General features: G+C 69.5%; 12 protein-coding genes. 7 read left to right on the top strand and 5 right to left on the bottom strand.

Annotated features, from left to right (window positions below; genetic code table 11):
* Nucleotides 1–18 precede the first annotated feature (18 nt).
* Nucleotides 19–2181 (bottom strand): glycogen debranching protein GlgX, encoded by a 2163-nt coding sequence (glgX, locus tag RBB84_RS10870; protein WP_024101410.1) that lies wholly within the window; start codon nt 2179–2181, stop codon nt 19–21.
* 43 nt (nt 2182–2224) lie between these two features.
* Between glgX and RBB84_RS10865 the strand changes: the two genes are divergently transcribed.
* From RBB84_RS10865 to RBB84_RS10845, 5 genes are read left to right on the top strand one after another with little or no spacing between them, the layout of a single operon-like run.
* Nucleotides 2225–3055: an ABC transporter ATP-binding protein gene (locus RBB84_RS10865; RefSeq protein ID WP_006554577.1), complete on the top strand. Its 831-nt coding sequence runs from the start codon at nt 2225–2227 to the stop codon at nt 3053–3055.
* 44 nt (nt 3056–3099) lie between these two features.
* On the top strand, nt 3100–3933 hold the full coding sequence (locus RBB84_RS10860) for an NUDIX domain-containing protein (RefSeq protein WP_033097728.1): 834 nt from the start codon (nt 3100–3102) through the stop codon (nt 3931–3933).
* Nucleotides 3934–3943: 10 nt separating this feature from the next.
* Nucleotides 3944–4723 (top strand): enoyl-CoA hydratase-related protein, encoded by a 780-nt coding sequence (locus RBB84_RS10855; protein WP_019288413.1) that lies wholly within the window; start codon nt 3944–3946, stop codon nt 4721–4723.
* A gap of 53 nt (nt 4724–4776) precedes the next feature.
* Complete coding sequence (locus RBB84_RS10850) at nt 4777–5754, top strand: class I SAM-dependent methyltransferase (protein ID WP_019288412.1); 978 nt, start codon at nt 4777–4779, stop codon at nt 5752–5754.
* Nucleotides 5755–6912 (top strand): hypothetical protein, encoded by a 1158-nt coding sequence (locus tag RBB84_RS10845; protein WP_006554573.1) that lies wholly within the window; start codon nt 5755–5757, stop codon nt 6910–6912.
* Between the two features lie 24 nt (nt 6913–6936).
* Here RBB84_RS10845 and RBB84_RS10840 read toward each other — a convergent pair whose 3' ends face one another.
* Entirely contained in the window at nt 6937–8253 is a 1317-nt protein-coding gene (locus RBB84_RS10840; RefSeq protein WP_033097729.1) for a PQQ-binding-like beta-propeller repeat protein, read from the bottom strand.
* A gap of 93 nt (nt 8254–8346) precedes the next feature.
* Between RBB84_RS10840 and RBB84_RS10835 the strand changes: the two genes are divergently transcribed.
* Nucleotides 8347–9105 carry an acyltransferase gene (locus RBB84_RS10835; protein ID WP_033097730.1) on the top strand — a complete coding sequence of 253 codons (759 nt, stop codon included), beginning with the start codon at nt 8347–8349 and terminating at the stop codon, nt 9103–9105.
* A 34-nt stretch (nt 9106–9139) separates the two neighbouring features.
* Entirely contained in the window at nt 9140–10642 is a 1503-nt protein-coding gene (locus RBB84_RS10830) for an amidase (protein ID WP_033097731.1), read from the top strand.
* Between the two features lie 13 nt (nt 10643–10655).
* Here the strand turns inward: RBB84_RS10830 and RBB84_RS10825 are convergent, their stop codons facing one another.
* Genes RBB84_RS10825 through RBB84_RS10815 form a run of 3 tightly spaced genes read right to left on the bottom strand, consistent with a single transcriptional unit; the run spans nt 10656 to nt 13959 of the window.
* A complete protein-coding gene (locus RBB84_RS10825; protein WP_024101406.1) occupies nt 10656–11198 on the bottom strand; it encodes a GNAT family N-acetyltransferase in 543 nt (180 codons plus the stop codon).
* Nucleotides 11195–12442, bottom strand: a complete 1248-nt coding sequence (locus RBB84_RS10820; RefSeq protein ID WP_006554568.1) for a glycosyltransferase family 4 protein — start codon at nt 12440–12442, stop codon at nt 11195–11197. Before RBB84_RS10820 ends, RBB84_RS10825 begins: the two co-directional genes overlap by 4 nt.
* Nucleotides 12439–13959: a glycoside hydrolase family 57 protein gene (locus RBB84_RS10815; RefSeq protein WP_033097732.1), complete on the bottom strand. Its 1521-nt coding sequence runs from the start codon at nt 13957–13959 to the stop codon at nt 12439–12441. Before RBB84_RS10815 ends, RBB84_RS10820 begins: the two co-directional genes overlap by 4 nt.
* Nucleotides 13960–13966: the final 7 nt, after the last annotated feature.

The raw sequence follows: 13966 nt of genomic DNA, 5'->3' as shown, positions 1-13966 counted from the left end.
GCGTCGTGCCGCCGTGGATCATCCTTGCTCGATGGGTCCGTCGTCCGCGATCCAGAAGATCAGCACCGTCGGACCGTCGACCGGGTACGAACTTCCCACCCGCATCGGGGAGGTGTCCGCGGGCCTGCCGTCGGGGGCACTCGAATCGAAGACGCACACGATGTTGCCGCGATACCACTCGGGTCCGGCGAGGGTCACCGTGGCGGCGTCGCCCGAATGCAGAACGAACAGCCCGCTGCTGTCCTCGAGAGTGACGCCGGTGCGGGTCACGGTGCCGAGTTGCGAGCCGTCGACCCAGCCCTGCAGCGTGCGGCGACTGTCGTCCTGCCACGCATCCTCGTCGAGTTCGATCCCCTCGATGCCGAACCACACGAGATCGGGATAACCCACGGACCGGGCGCGGCCCTCGAAGAAGCGTCGCTGCCGCAGCACCGGGACGCGCGTGCGCAGGCGGAGCAGTTCGCGCACGTAATCCGTTCGCGCACGGTCGGCGTGCTCCCAGTCCAGCGGCCAGGCGTCGCGGACGGGGACGTCCTCGGGGACGCAGTAGGCGTTGTTGTTGCCGTTCTGCGTGTGCCCGAACTCGTCGCCGGCGAGCAGCATCGGTGTGCCCGTCGACAACAGCAGCGTCGCGAGCATCGCCCGGATGTGCCGGTCGCGGGCGGCGAGGATCTCCGGATCGTCGGTCGGCCCTTCGACCCCGTGGTTCACCGACTCGTTGTTGTTCGACCCGTCCCGGCCCTCCTCACCGTTCTCGTCGTTGTGCTTGCGCTCGTACGAGACCGCATCGGCGAGGGTGAAACCGTCGTGGGCGGTGACGAAGTTGACCGACATCCACGGCTGCCGGATGTTCCTGTCGTAGAGGTCCTCCGAACCGGTGAGCCGCGACGCCATCTCGCGGATCCCGGAACGTCCCGCCCAGTAGCGGCGGACCGTGTCGCGGTAGCGGTCGTTCCATTCGGCCCATTGCGCGCCGAAGTTCCCGAGCTGGTAACCGTGTGCGGTGGCGTCCCACGGTTCGGCGACGAGCTTGACGTCGCAGAGGACGGGATCGGTGACGATCGCGGTGAGCAGTGCCGCTCGCGGATCGAAGGCCCCACCGCGGGGACGGGCCAGCGCACTGGCGAGGTCGAAGCGGAAGCCGTCCACCCCCATCACGTCCGCCCAGTACCGGAGGCTGTCGCACACCATCCGCACGACGATCGGTGAGGACGCGTCGAGGGTGTTGCCGCACCCCGTCAGGTCGATGTCCCGTCCGTGCGCGTCGAGCAGGTAGTAGCCGGGCGCGTCGAGACCGCGCCAGGACAGACTCGGACCGTCGACCGATGCTTCGCACGTGTGGTTGTAGACGACGTCGAGCAGCACCTCGAGCCCGGCGCTGTGGAAGGCGTCGACCATCGTTCGGAACTCGGCGATCTCGTTGCCGGGCGTGACGGCGTAGGCGGGATGCGGCGCGAAGTACGAGGCGGTCGAATAGCCCCAGTGGTTGCGCATCCCCCGCGCACGCACCGACGGCTCGGTCACGAAGGCCTGCACGGGGAGCAGTTCGACTGTCGTCACTCCCAGCCCCACCAGGTGGTCGATCACCGACCGGTGGGCGAGTCCGAGATAGGTGCCGCGCAGTTCCGGCGGCACGAGCGGGTGACGGGCCGTGTACGAACCGACGTGCAGTTCGTAGACGACGGTGTTCTCCCACGGCACGCGGGGTTTGTCGTGCATGGGCGTCAGGACGGGGGTCACCACCGACAGAGGTGTGTGGCCGAGCGAGTCGGTGCTCGACATCGCACCGAACGGGTCACCCTGGTGGGGGATCAGCCGGTCCGGATCACCGACGTCGCCGACGATCCGCCGGGCCCACGGGTCGAGCAGGATCTTGTGCGGATTGGTACGCAACCCCCACTGCGGCTGCCACGGCCCGTAGGCGCGGTAGCCGTACCGTTGCCCGGCGCCGACGCCGGGGACCACCCCGTGCCAGACCCCGTAGGTGCGGTCGGGCAGGTCCACGCGGTGTTCGTTCCCGTCGTCGTCGACGAGACAGACCTGGACGCGGTCGCTGTGCGGGGCGTGGACGGCGAAGCGTGTCCCACCGTCGACCGGGGTGGGGCCGAGCGGGAAGGCGGCCCGGTCGGGGAGCGCGACCGAGCCGGACACGACAGCAGATTCGGATGCGGAGGACGACACGGGAACCGATCCTGCCGCGTTTCGGGCTCGGGCGTAAGAGAAGATGGTCCGCGTGGCACAACCTGATCCCGATTTGCTCATCGAATTCGACGACGTAGTGGTCCGACGCGGCGGGAACGTCCTCGTCGGTCCCGTGACCTGGAAGGTGGAACTCGACGAACGTTGGGTGGTTCTCGGACCCAACGGGGCAGGAAAGACCTCGCTGCTGCGGGTCGCGGCGGCCGAGACGTTCCCCACCTCCGGCACCGCGCACGTCCTCGCGGAGACGTTCGGAAAGACGGATCTGTCCGAACTACGACCCCGGATCGGATTGTCCTCCGCGGCCCTGGCCAACCGGGTGCCGAACGACGAGAAGGTCACCGATCTCGTGCTCTCCGCGGGCTACGGCGTGCTGGGCCGGTGGCGCGAGCAGTACGACGACATCGACACGAGCCGCGCGGTGGAGATGCTCGAGAGCCTCGGCGCGGAACATCTCGCCGACCGTCTGTACGGGACGCTGTCGGAGGGTGAACGCAAGCGTGCGCTCATCGCCCGGGCGCTCATGACCGACCCCGAACTGCTGCTGCTCGACGAGCCCGCGGCCGGTCTGGACCTCGGCGGTCGCGAGGAACTCGTGGCCCGGCTCGGGACGCTCGCGGCCGACCCGGATGCCCCTGCGATCGTGCTCGTCACCCATCACGTGGAGGAGATCCCGCCGGGCTTCACGCACGCGCTGCTCCTGAAGGAGGGCGGTGTGGTCGCCCAGGGCCTGCTCGACGACGTGATCACCGCCGAGAACCTCAGCGCGGCGTTCAGTCAGTCCATCTCGCTCGACAAGGTCGACGACCGGTTCTTCGCCCGCCGCACCCGCCAGGCGGGACGGCACCGCCGGTGACTCCGGGTCGGGTGGTGCCGGGACCGATCGGTTAGGTTGAGGCCATGGCCAACAATCGCTCGGCATCCACCTTCGATCCCACCGCGGTACCCATCCGCGACGCGTCCACCGTGATGCTCGTGCGGGACTCTGCGCGCGGCGTCGAGGTGTTCCTGCAGCGTCGTGTCGTCGGCATGGACTTCGCCGGCGGCATGACCGTCTTCCCCGGCGGCGGTGTCGACACTTCCGACACCGACGCCGAGGTGCGGTGGACCGGACCGGACGTGACCTGGTGGGCCGAGCGGTTCGGTATCGGCGAGGCGCAGGCCCGTGCGCTGGTGCTCGCGGCCGTGCGCGAGACCTTCGAGGAGTGTGGCGTGCTGCTCGCCGGACCCACCGAGGATTCGGTGGTGGCCGACACCGGTGACTACGCGGAGGCGCGTCGTCTGCTGGAATCGCGCGAGTTGTCCTTCGGCGACTTCCTGGAGAAGGAACAGTTGGTGCTGCGCGCCGACCTGCTGCGTCCCCACGCGAACTGGATCACCCCGCTGGGGGAGCGGCGCCGCTACGATACGCGTTTCTTCGTCGCCGCGGTACCGGAAGGACAGCGGGCCGACGGCAACACCAGCGAGACCGATCTGGTGCAGTGGCAGACCGCGGAGGAGGCCCTCGCCGACTGGCGGTCGGGCCGGTGCATCCTGCTCCCGCCCACGTGGAGTCAGCTGTCGATCCTGTCTGGCTTCGCCACGGTCGCCGACCTCATGGCAGCGGATCCGGTCATCGAGCCGATCCTGCCGATCATCAGCCGTCGCGACGGGGCGGTCCACATCGCGTTCGACGGGGACGAGGCCTACTACGAGGTCGGTACTCATCCGTGGGCCCAGCGCTCCGACATCTAGGCTGAGGACCATGGCTGAATTCGTGACCCTCGACGTCTCCGACGGCATCGGCACCATCCGTCTCGACCGCCCTCCGATGAACGCGTTGAACCGGCAGCTCCAGGAGGAGATCCGGGCCGCTGCGCGCGAGGCGACCGTCCGGTCCGACGTGAAGTCGGTGATCGTCTACGGCGGCGAGAAGGTGTTCGCGGCCGGCGCCGACATCAAGGAGATGGCCGACCTGAGCTACGTGCAGATGAGCGAGATCGTCGGCGACCTGCAGTCGGCCCTCGGGTCGATCGCCGACATCCCCAAGCCCACCGTCGCCGCGATCACCGGCTACGCCCTCGGTGGTGGCCTCGAACTCGCCCTCGGCGCCGACCGGCGCATCGTCGGCGACAACGTCAAGCTCGGCACGCCCGAGATCCTGCTGGGCATCATCCCCGGTGGCGGCGGCACCCAGCGACTGGCTCGGCTCGTCGGCCCGGCGAAGGCGAAGGATCTCGTCTTCACCGGTCGTTTCGTCGGCGCCGACGAAGCCCTGTCGATCGGTCTGGTCGACGAGGTCGTCGCCCCCGACGACGTCTACGAGGCTGCGCGTCGCTGGGCCGGGCAGTTCACCGGCGCCGCCTCGCGCGCGCTCGCCGCTGCGAAGGCCGCGATCGACCAGGGCCTCGACACCGATCTGGATACGGGTCTGAAGATCGAACAGCACGTCTTCGCCGCGCTGTTCGCCACGAAGGACCGCACCATCGGCCTCGAATCGTTCATCGAGAACGGGCCGGGCAAGGCGAAGTTCGTCGGCGAGTGATGCCGACCGGCACCTGCACTTGTCCACAGCTTACCGATGAGTAGGATCACCGCATGACTGCCAGCAGGACCGACGGGGTCGACCCCGCGCCGAATCCGCACGCCACTGCCGAAGAGGTCGCAGCCGCGCTCGAGGACACCAAGCTAGCCCAGGTGCTCTACCACGACTGGGAAGCCGAGACGTACGACGAGAAATGGTCCATCTCGTACGACGAGCGGTGCATCGACTACGCCAAGGGGCGGTTCGTCGCCGCGGCCGGCGATCAGCCGCTGCCCTACGAGCGCGCACTCGAACTCGGCTGCGGCACGGGCTTCTTCCTCCTCAACCTCATGCAGGGTGGGGTCGCGAAGACCGGTTCGGTGACCGACCTGTCGCCCGGCATGGTGAAGGTCGCGCTCCGCAACGCCGAGAATCTCGGCCTCGACGTCGACGGCCGCGTTGCCGACGCCGAGACCATTCCGTACGACGACGACACCTTCGACCTCGTGGTCGGCCATGCCGTGCTGCACCACATCCCGGACGTCGAGCAGTCGCTGCGCGAGGTGCTGCGCGTGCTCAAGCCCGGCGGCCGTTTCGTCTTCGCCGGTGAGCCCAGCACGATCGGCAACTTCTACGCCCGCATGCTCGGCCGGGTCACGTGGGAGGCCACCACCAACATCACCAAGTTGCCTTTCCTGCGCGACTGGCGTCGTCCGCAGACCGAGCTCGACGAGTCGTCCCGCGCGGCCGCCCTCGAGGCCGTCGTCGATCTGCACACCTTCGATCCTTCCGATCTCGAGAAGCTGGCCTCCTCGGCCGGAGCCGTCGAGGTCAAGGCGTCGAGCGAGGAGTTCGCCGCGGCCCTGCTCGGCTGGCCGGTGCGCACCTTCGAGGCCGCCGTCCCGCAGGAGAAGCTGGGCTGGAACTGGGCGAAGTTCGCCTTCGGTGGCTGGAAGGCGCTGAGCTGGGTCGACGAGAACATCCTCGAGCACGTCGTGCCCCGTAGCTTCTTCTACAACGTCATGATCACCGGTGTGAAGCCCGGCAAGTAGTTGGGTTACGACTTCACCCTCGCCGACGTCGAGTACCTGACGTCGGACGACGGCCGCGACGCTCTCGCGAGCGTCGCCGACCGGGAGCTGTCGACGCGTACGCGCCTCGCCGACATCGGCTGGGCGCGTACGCGTTTCGGCGATCGTGCCGGAATGCTGGTCGAAACCGTCATCCTGCGGCGCAAGACGGAGGCGAAGATCGCCGGCGGCGGCGAGTGGGTGCTCACCGACGACGCTCTGCAGCAGTCCACGCCCACGCGCGTCGCGGCCCACCGCGCGAAGCGGTTGCGAGGGCGCACAGTGCACGACGTGACGTGTTCGATCGGCGCCGAGCTCACTGAACTCGTCGGGGTCGCCGAGACCGTGATCGGCAGCGATCTCGACGACGTGCGGCTGGCGATGGCCGCGCACAACGTCCCCGGGGCGTACCTCCTGCGCGCCGACGCCCTGCGTCCGGTCACGCGAGGCACCACCGTCATCGCCGATCCCGCACGCCGTTCGGGCGGGCGACGGACCCACGATCCGGCCGCGCTGCAACCACCGCTGCCCGATCTCCTCGACGCCTACGCGGGCCGCGATCTCGCCGTGAAGTGCGCACCGGGACTGGATTTCGACTCGTTCGACTGGGCCGGTGAGGTCGAGGTCGTCTCGCTCGACGGTGGAGTCCGCGAAGCGTGCCTGTACTCGCCGGGATTGAGCACTCCCGGCGTGCGCCGACGGGCTGCAGTACTGCGTTCGGACGGAACCGGTTTCGAGATCACCGACGCCGCGGACGACGACATTCCGGAACGGGAGCCGGGGGAGTGGATCGTCGACCCCGACGGCGCGATCGTGCGCGCCGGTCTCGTCCGCCACTACGCGGCAGCCCACGGACTGTGGCAACTCGACCCGCGGATCGCCTATCTCACCGGCGACAGCCTGCCCGACGGAGTACGGGGTTTCCGGATCGTCGAGCGTCTCAAGTACAGCGAGAAGACACTCCGTCAGGCGCTCGCCCGCCACGACTGCGGCGCGGTCGAGATCCTCGTGCGCGGCGTCGACGTCGACCCGGCGGTATTGCGTCCGCGCCTGAAACTGCGCGGGTCGGCCTCGCTCAGCGTGGTGCTCACCCGCATCGGCCGGACGCCGGAAGCCTTCGTCTGCACGCCGTCGCGCTGACCGCCCTCACACGGGCGGCCGTCCTCACACGGACTGCGGTTCGCGCAGCACCACCACGTCCCCGTCGAGGGTCGTGATCACGAACTCCCCGCCCGGGCCGACGCCGGTGCCGACCGGCAGTCCGGTGGCGGGATCGAGGGGTTCCTCCTCCATCGTCGCTCCGTCCGCGAGATCGAGCACCGCCGCTGCGAGACCCCGATCGCCGTCGACGACCACATAGGCCCGGCCGTCGGCGGTCACCGCCGGCGCACCGTACGGAGTAACGTCCGCCCGCTCCCACTCGACTTCGACGCTGTCGCCGCCGTCGCGCAGGGCCGTCAGCGGGGCGCTGCCGTCGGCCGACGCGAGGAGCAGCAGTCCGTCCTCGGTGACGGCGGGACCGAGCGCCGTGGGACGGCCGGTCTCGTGGGTCCATCGCGCTTCGCCTGTCTCGGCGTCGAGCGCCCACAGGGCACCCTCCCCGTCGTGGACGTAGACGGTCGAACCGTCAGCAGACAGAACCGGACTCGTCACCGCACCTCCGGGGAGGTCGGGTACCGACCACTCCTCGATGACCACGGCGTCGTCACCGGCCGTGTAGCGCAGCGCCACGAGCGCCGACCTGTCCGAACCCGGACGCCACACGGTGACGAAGACACGGTCGGTGGCGGTGTCGACGGCCGGGGTGGTGGCGACCGGGCAGTCCTCCGAGCCCCCGAAGCAGGCGGGGAGGCCGTGATCACTCGCGAGTCGCGGCAGGTTCTGCCCGTCCTCGAGGGTCGGCACCGGCACCAGATCGAACAGCGGTGCCTCGAGTTGTCCCGTCTGCGGGTCGACGACGTTGACCTGACCGAAATGCGTGACCACCAACAGGCTTCCGTCGGAGGTGAACTGTGCGCTGCGGGGGCTGCCGCTCACGGGAATGCGCCAGCGACGCTGGCCGTGCTCGTTGAACGACAGCAGTCCGCCGTCCTCACCGACGTAGATGTTCGCGACGCCGTCGGAGACGGGGGTGATCGTCGTGACGGCCGGGGCGAGACGCGTGCACCAGCGCTTGCGGCCCGTGTCCATCTGGAAGGAGAACAGATTGCATCCGGCCTCCGTCGCGGCCGCCACCGAGACCTGGCCGTTGGCCGCGATCCCGGCGGGGGAGCCGACCGGGCCGCCCAGCGGACGCGTCCAGCCGGGCGCGAGGTCGTCGACGCTCTCGGCGGTCGCGGTGTTGCTGTTGCGGGCATCGGAGTGCCGTCCCGGCCAGCCACCGCTCGACAACACGTCGTCGGTGCCGGCCCCACCGCCGCACGCGCTCAGCGCGAAGACCACCGTCAGCGCCGGGACCGCGGTCCGCAGGACACCCCGCATCACTCAACTCCTCCACAGGCGAACGATTCGACGTGTCAGCGTATCGGGCCGGGGGTCGTGAGCCGCGAACGAGGCGGACCGTAGGCTGCCCCTATGACGAGCATGTGGGGTGCACCTCTGACGGCGAGGTGGCGCGGGTCCCGTCGGAGGGATCCCGAACAGGTACGATTCCTGACGCTGTCCTCTCTGAAATGGGTGCTGGACAACAAGGCGTACACGCCCTGGTACCTGGTCCGGTACTACCGCCTGGCGAAGTTCCGGCTGGCCAATCCGCACGTGGTGCTGCGCGGCATGGTCTTCCTGGGCAAGAACGTCGAGATCCACGCGACGCCCGAACTGTCGCGCCTCGAGATCGGCCGCTGGGTCCACATCGGCGACGGCAACGCCATCCGCTGCCACGAGGGTTCGCTCCGGATCGGCGACAAGGTCGTCTTCGGCAAGGACAACGTCGTCAACACCTATCTCGACATCGAGATCGGCGCGTCGACGCTGGTCGCAGACTGGTGCTACATCTGCGACTTCGACCACCGCACCGAGGACATCACCTACCCGATCAAGGACCAGGGCATCGTCAAGAGCCCCGTCCGGATCGGTCCGGACACCTGGATCGCCGCGAAGGTCACCGTGCTCCGCGGCACCCGGGTCGGCCGCGGTTCGGTGCTCGGAGCGCACGCGGTCGTCAAGGGAGACATCCCCGATTTCAGTATCGCGGTGGGTTCGCCCGCCAAGGTCGTGAAGAACCGTAAGGTGGCGTGGGAGAGCGCCGCTGCCGAGCGTGCCGCCCGGGAAGCGGCGCTCGCAGATATCGCACGGAAGAAGTCGGTAGACACGCCCGCGGGCGTCCCCCAGTAGCGACGCGGGCCGGGACACTGTCGGGGGACAGCAGATGGACTACTCGGAGTATCGGAGTCACGACGCGACCGGCCTGGCCGAACTCGTCGCGACGGGGCAGGTATCGGCGAGCGAGTTGCTCGAGACCGCGATCGCGCGGCTCGACACGGTCGAACCGACACTGAACACCGTCGTCCGCAGGCTCGACGACAAGGCCCGGGTCCTGGCACGCGAACCGCTCGACGGTCCGTTCGCCGGGGTGCCGTTCCTGCTCAAGGATCTGGGGCAGGATCTGGCCGGTGAGCCGACCTCGTGCGGGTCCCGTGTCCTCGCGGACCTGCCGATGGACGAGAACTCGGTGATCGTCGACCGGTGGCTCGGAGCCGGCCTGGTCCCGTTCGCCAAGACCAACACCCCCGAGTTCGGGGCGAAGGGCATCACCGAGCCCGAGGCGTTCGGGGCCACCCGAAACCCGTGGGATCCGTCGGTGACGCCGGGCGGGTCATCGGGTGGTTCCGCCGCGGCGGTCGCGGCCGGCGTCGTTCCCGCGGCGGGAGCGAGCGACGGCGGCGGCTCCATCCGCATTCCCGCCGCCTGCTGCGGGCTCCTCGGGCTCAAGCCCGGACGCGGACTCGTGCCCACCGGTATGCGCGGCGGGGAACCGCTGCACGGCGCGGCTACCAACGGGGTGATCTGCCGGACGGTGCGCGACGCCGCTGCCTTCCTCGACGTCATGGCGGGCCCGTACGCGGGTGGGCCGTATCTCGTCGAGCGTGCCCGGTCGTACGCGGAGGCCGCGCGCTCGGCGCCGAAGCGGTTGCGGATCGGATACGAGACCGCGTCACCGATCGGGACGCCGGTCGATCCGGAGGCGAAGGCCGCGGTGGACGCTGCCGTCGCGGTGCTCGAGGAACTCGGCCATCACGTCGAACCCGCCTCGACGGGTATCGACGAACGGCGTCTCGCAGAGGACTTCCTCATCATGTGGTTCGCCACGGCTGCCGCGGAGGTCGCCGAGGCCTGCCGCCTCACCGGAGCACGACCCGAGGACTTCGAGTTCGACACCCGCATCATCGCCGCCGTGGGCAAGGCGACCTCGGCGTCGGACTACATTGCGGCCCATGCCCGCTGGGCCGAGTACGCGAGCGGTCTCGCGCAGTTCCACGAACGCTACGATCTGCTGCTCACGCCGACACTCGCCTTCCCGCCGTCGCGCATCGGCGAACTCGACACGCCCCGCTGGATGCGGCGTGCCGGCGAGGCGCTCCTGCGTACCCGCACCGCGTGGATCGCGACCCGGGCCGGTTTCATCGACCGGGTGGTGGACGACAATCTGGGGCGCACCCCCTACACGCAGCTGGCCAATATCACCGGGCGCCCGGCGATCTCGGTGCCGTTGCACTGGACGGTGTCCGGTCTGCCGCTCGGGGTGCAGTTCGTCGGCCCACTCGGTGGGGAGAGTGTGCTCCTCGCCCTCGCAGGCGAACTCGAACAGGCCCGGCCGTGGTTCGATCGGCAGCCGCCGCTCGCTCCGGCCGAGTTGTCCGCTACCTCGTGAGTCGAAGGTCGACTCAGGGTCGGCCCAGTGGCTTCCGGTAGACGACCGTTTCACATAGGACCGCAAGAGCCGGAACGAGTTCCGGATGGCGCGTATCGAGCGGCGCGGGCTCCTCCGGCACGTACCCGAGCCGGGTGTAGAGCCGGTCGAGGAACACCTTGGACTCGTGTGAGGTGTCGCGCGGACGGATCACCTCGAGTTGCATTGCCTCGAAACCTCGCTCGGCGAACTCCGTCTCGACGGTGTCGATCAGGACGCGGCCGACGCCTGTGCCGCGGACCTTCGGGTCGGAGGCGAGCATCCCGAACTCGGCCGTCGTCGCGTCGACCGGGGTCACGCGGATACAGCCGACCACCCGGCCGTGCGAGCGGGCGATGCGAATGCTGCCCTCCCGCGCATATCGGGTGATCTCGTCCGTGTCGGTCCGTGTGGTGCCCGGTACCCACATGCCGTCCTCGGCCACCGCGTAGACCGCGTTGAGCAGTGCGGTGACGGCGACGATATCGGATTCGTGCGGTGCCAGGCGCTCGATTTGGAGCGTGTGCTGCTCGTTCATCCGCGGTCCGGGAGGGGACGTTGGGGGACAGTGGGGCGTGCGAGCGGGTGACGCACCCGCCGCTTCGCCGACGAGTAGACCTGCGCGGTTTCTTCGGCGACGCGGCGCCAGTCGAAGTCGTCGGTCAGTCGTGCCCGGGCCGCCCGCGCGCGCACTCGGGCGGCCTCGGGATCGTCGAGGGTTTCCCGGACGGCCGAGACGAGTCCGGCCACGTCGCCGGGCCGGAACGACAGTCCGGTCACGCCGTCGACCACGGCTTCGCCCAGGCCGCCGGCGGTGGACGCGATGAGCGGGGTACCCGCTGCGGCGGCCTCGAGGGCGATGATGCCGAACGGCTCGTAGCGGCTCGGCAGCACGATCGCGTCGGCGCCGTGCAGCCAGCCGAGCAGTTCGGTGTGGTCGAGGTTGCCGAGGAAACTCACCGAGCGTGCGACGCGGTGTACGCGTGCCTGCTCGCGCAGCCACTCGAACTGGGTGCCCTCACCGGCGACCACGAGGGTCGTGCCGGGATGCGAGCGGCGGATGCGGGGGAGCGCGGCGATCGCGTCCTGCACACCCTTCTCGTATTCGAGGCGGCCGACGTACAGCAGTCGTGCCGGCCCGGGACGCGGTTCGCGGTCGCGGTACGACCAGGTGGTGATGTCGATGCCGTTGCGGATCACGGAGATCTCCGGCAGGTCCGGACCGTACAACTCGGTGACCTCGTCGTGCATCGACGCCGAACACGTGATGAGACGGTCGGATTCGTTGGCGAGCCACCACTCGACGGAATGCACCTGGCGGTTGATCCGGCCCGACAGCCAACCGCTGTGGCGACCGGCCTCGGTCGCGTGCAGGGTCGACACGAGCGGCACGTCGAAGTACTCGGCCAGCGCGATCGCGGGGTGGGCGACGAGCCAGTCGTGGGCGTGGACGACGTCCGGATACCAACCTTCGCCGATGCCGCCGCGGGTCAGCCCGATCCCGGCGCGGACCATCGCGTGGCCCATCGCCAGCGTCCAGGCGATCATGTCCTCGCCGAAGTCGAAGTGGGGTGCGTCCTCCGCGACCGCCACCACGAGCACGCCGTCGGCGATGTGGCTGATCGTGGGGTGGGTCGACGCATCGGTGCCGGTCGGGCGACGTGACAGCACCACCACCTCGTTGCCCGCCGCGGCGAGTTCGGTGGCGAGATGATGGACGTGTCTGCCCAGGCCGCCAACGACGACGGGTGGGTACTCCCATGAGACGAGCAGAATCTTCATCGCGGGCCTCCGTGGCGTCCGGGCAGTCGTCGGGCGTCGAGTCCTGGGAAGAGATTGTCGGCGCGGTTCCATCCGTCGGCCAGACGCCGTGCCGTCTCGGTGCGTCCGGAGTCGACCGCCTCGGCGATCTCACGCAGGGCGTGGGCGTGTTTGTGCGCGCGGTCGCGGGCATAGGCGGCGGCGGTGTCCTTGCTGACCATGAACGCCCAGTCGCTGGAGACCGTCAGCAGCGCTTCGCGCACCATCTGGTCGTGCACGCGGTTGCGGAGCGCGACCGACGACGTGCTCTGCTCGCGGGACTTGTCGATGCTGTCGAGGGTCGTGCGCACCACCTCGTCGTTGAGACGCACGAGATCGGCGACCTGGTCGCCGGCCCAGACCCGCCAGTCCTTGCCCGAACCCCACGACGAATTCTCGAGATCGACGGAGGCGCCGACGTATCCGCGGTCGCGGGCATCGGCGAGGGTTCCCACCTCGATGCCGGCCTCGGGAAGCGCGCGGAGCAGTCGTTCGAGGAAGATCGGACCTTCGAACCACCAGTGGCCGAACAGTTCCGTGTCGAAGGCCGCGACGACGAGTGCGTCCCGGCCGATGCGGCCGGATTCGCTGCGCAATCGCTGCCGGACGGTCTCGACGAAGTCGGCGACGTGCTGGTCGACGGCGTGCGACGCGAGTTCGGGATCGTAGGGCGCCTTCTCGTGCGAGGGCACCGTGCGGCCCGTGACGCGGGACGGTTTGAGTCCGGTGTCGTGGCAGTAGGTGTGGAAGTCGCGGTAGGCGGAGTGGCCGGGATAGCCGGACTTCGGCGACCACACCCGGTACGAGACCTGCAGGTCGCGGCCGAAACACACGACGTCCGAGTCGCGGACCGTGTGGCCGAGCGAGGTGTCGCCGCGCAGCGCAGGACCGTCGACCATGAAGTGCTCGACTCCCGCTGCGGCGTAATCGTTCTCCATGCCCGGCGTGTAACCGCATTCCGGGCCCCAGATGCCGCGGGGGCGATGGTTCCAGCGGGCGTGCGCGTCGGCGAGACCTTCGGACAACGAGAAGGTGCGCAGTCGCGGGTCGAGGAGGGGCTGGAACGGATGGGCGAGAGGCCCACCGAGCAGTTCGATCGCGTCGGCGTCGATCAGCTGCCGCACGACGGGGGATCCGCCGTGGCGCCATTGGGTTTCGAAGTCCTCCAGTGCCGCGGTGGCGGCGCGGTGCTCGCGGGCGCCGAGTGCGCGGTAGGACTCCTCCCGCATGCCGGCCGCCTCGTGCGCGCGCAGTTGCCAGTTGCCGAGCCAGTGGTGCATCCCGGCGAGGCAGTGCGGGTCGTCGAGTTGCGCGGCCAGTACCGGGGTGATGCCGAGTGTGAGCATCCGGGTTCGGCCTTCGGCGGCGAGCCGCCGCAGCACGTCGGTGACGGGCAGATAGGTCGCTGCCCACGACTGGTAGAGCCATTCCTCGCCGACGGGCCACCGGCCGTGGTGGGCGAGCCACGGGAGGTGGGAGTGGAGGACGAGCGCGAACATCCCGGGT

The organism is Rhodococcus sp. D-6, from assembly GCF_040256695.1.
Classification (GTDB): Bacteria; Actinomycetota; Actinomycetes; order Mycobacteriales; family Mycobacteriaceae; genus Rhodococcus; species Rhodococcus pyridinivorans.
This window is presented reverse-complemented; position numbering and strand designations above follow the sequence as displayed.

What these genes read in the sequence shown, in the direction of transcription:
- RBB84_RS10865 (WP_006554577.1), top strand. Translation starts at nt 2,225, where the DNA reads ATGGTCCGCGTGGCACAACCTGATCCCGATTTGCTCATCGAATTCGAC.
- RBB84_RS10860 (WP_033097728.1), top strand. Translation starts at nt 3,100, where the DNA reads ATGGCCAACAATCGCTCGGCATCCACCTTCGATCCCACCGCGGTACCC.
- RBB84_RS10855 (WP_019288413.1), top strand. Translation starts at nt 3,944, where the DNA reads ATGGCTGAATTCGTGACCCTCGACGTCTCCGACGGCATCGGCACCATC.
- RBB84_RS10850 (WP_019288412.1), top strand. Translation starts at nt 4,777, where the DNA reads ATGACTGCCAGCAGGACCGACGGGGTCGACCCCGCGCCGAATCCGCAC.
- RBB84_RS10840 (WP_033097729.1), bottom strand. Translation starts at nt 8,253, where the DNA reads ATGCGGGGTGTCCTGCGGACCGCGGTCCCGGCGCTGACGGTGGTCTTC.
- RBB84_RS10835 (WP_033097730.1), top strand. Translation starts at nt 8,347, where the DNA reads ATGACGAGCATGTGGGGTGCACCTCTGACGGCGAGGTGGCGCGGGTCC.
- RBB84_RS10830 (WP_033097731.1), top strand. Translation starts at nt 9,140, where the DNA reads ATGGACTACTCGGAGTATCGGAGTCACGACGCGACCGGCCTGGCCGAA.
- RBB84_RS10825 (WP_024101406.1), bottom strand. Translation starts at nt 11,198, where the DNA reads ATGAACGAGCAGCACACGCTCCAAATCGAGCGCCTGGCACCGCACGAA.
- RBB84_RS10820 (WP_006554568.1), bottom strand. Translation starts at nt 12,442, where the DNA reads ATGAAGATTCTGCTCGTCTCATGGGAGTACCCACCCGTCGTCGTTGGC.
- RBB84_RS10815 (WP_033097732.1), bottom strand. Translation starts at nt 13,959, where the DNA reads ATGTTCGCGCTCGTCCTCCACTCCCACCTCCCGTGGCTCGCCCACCAC.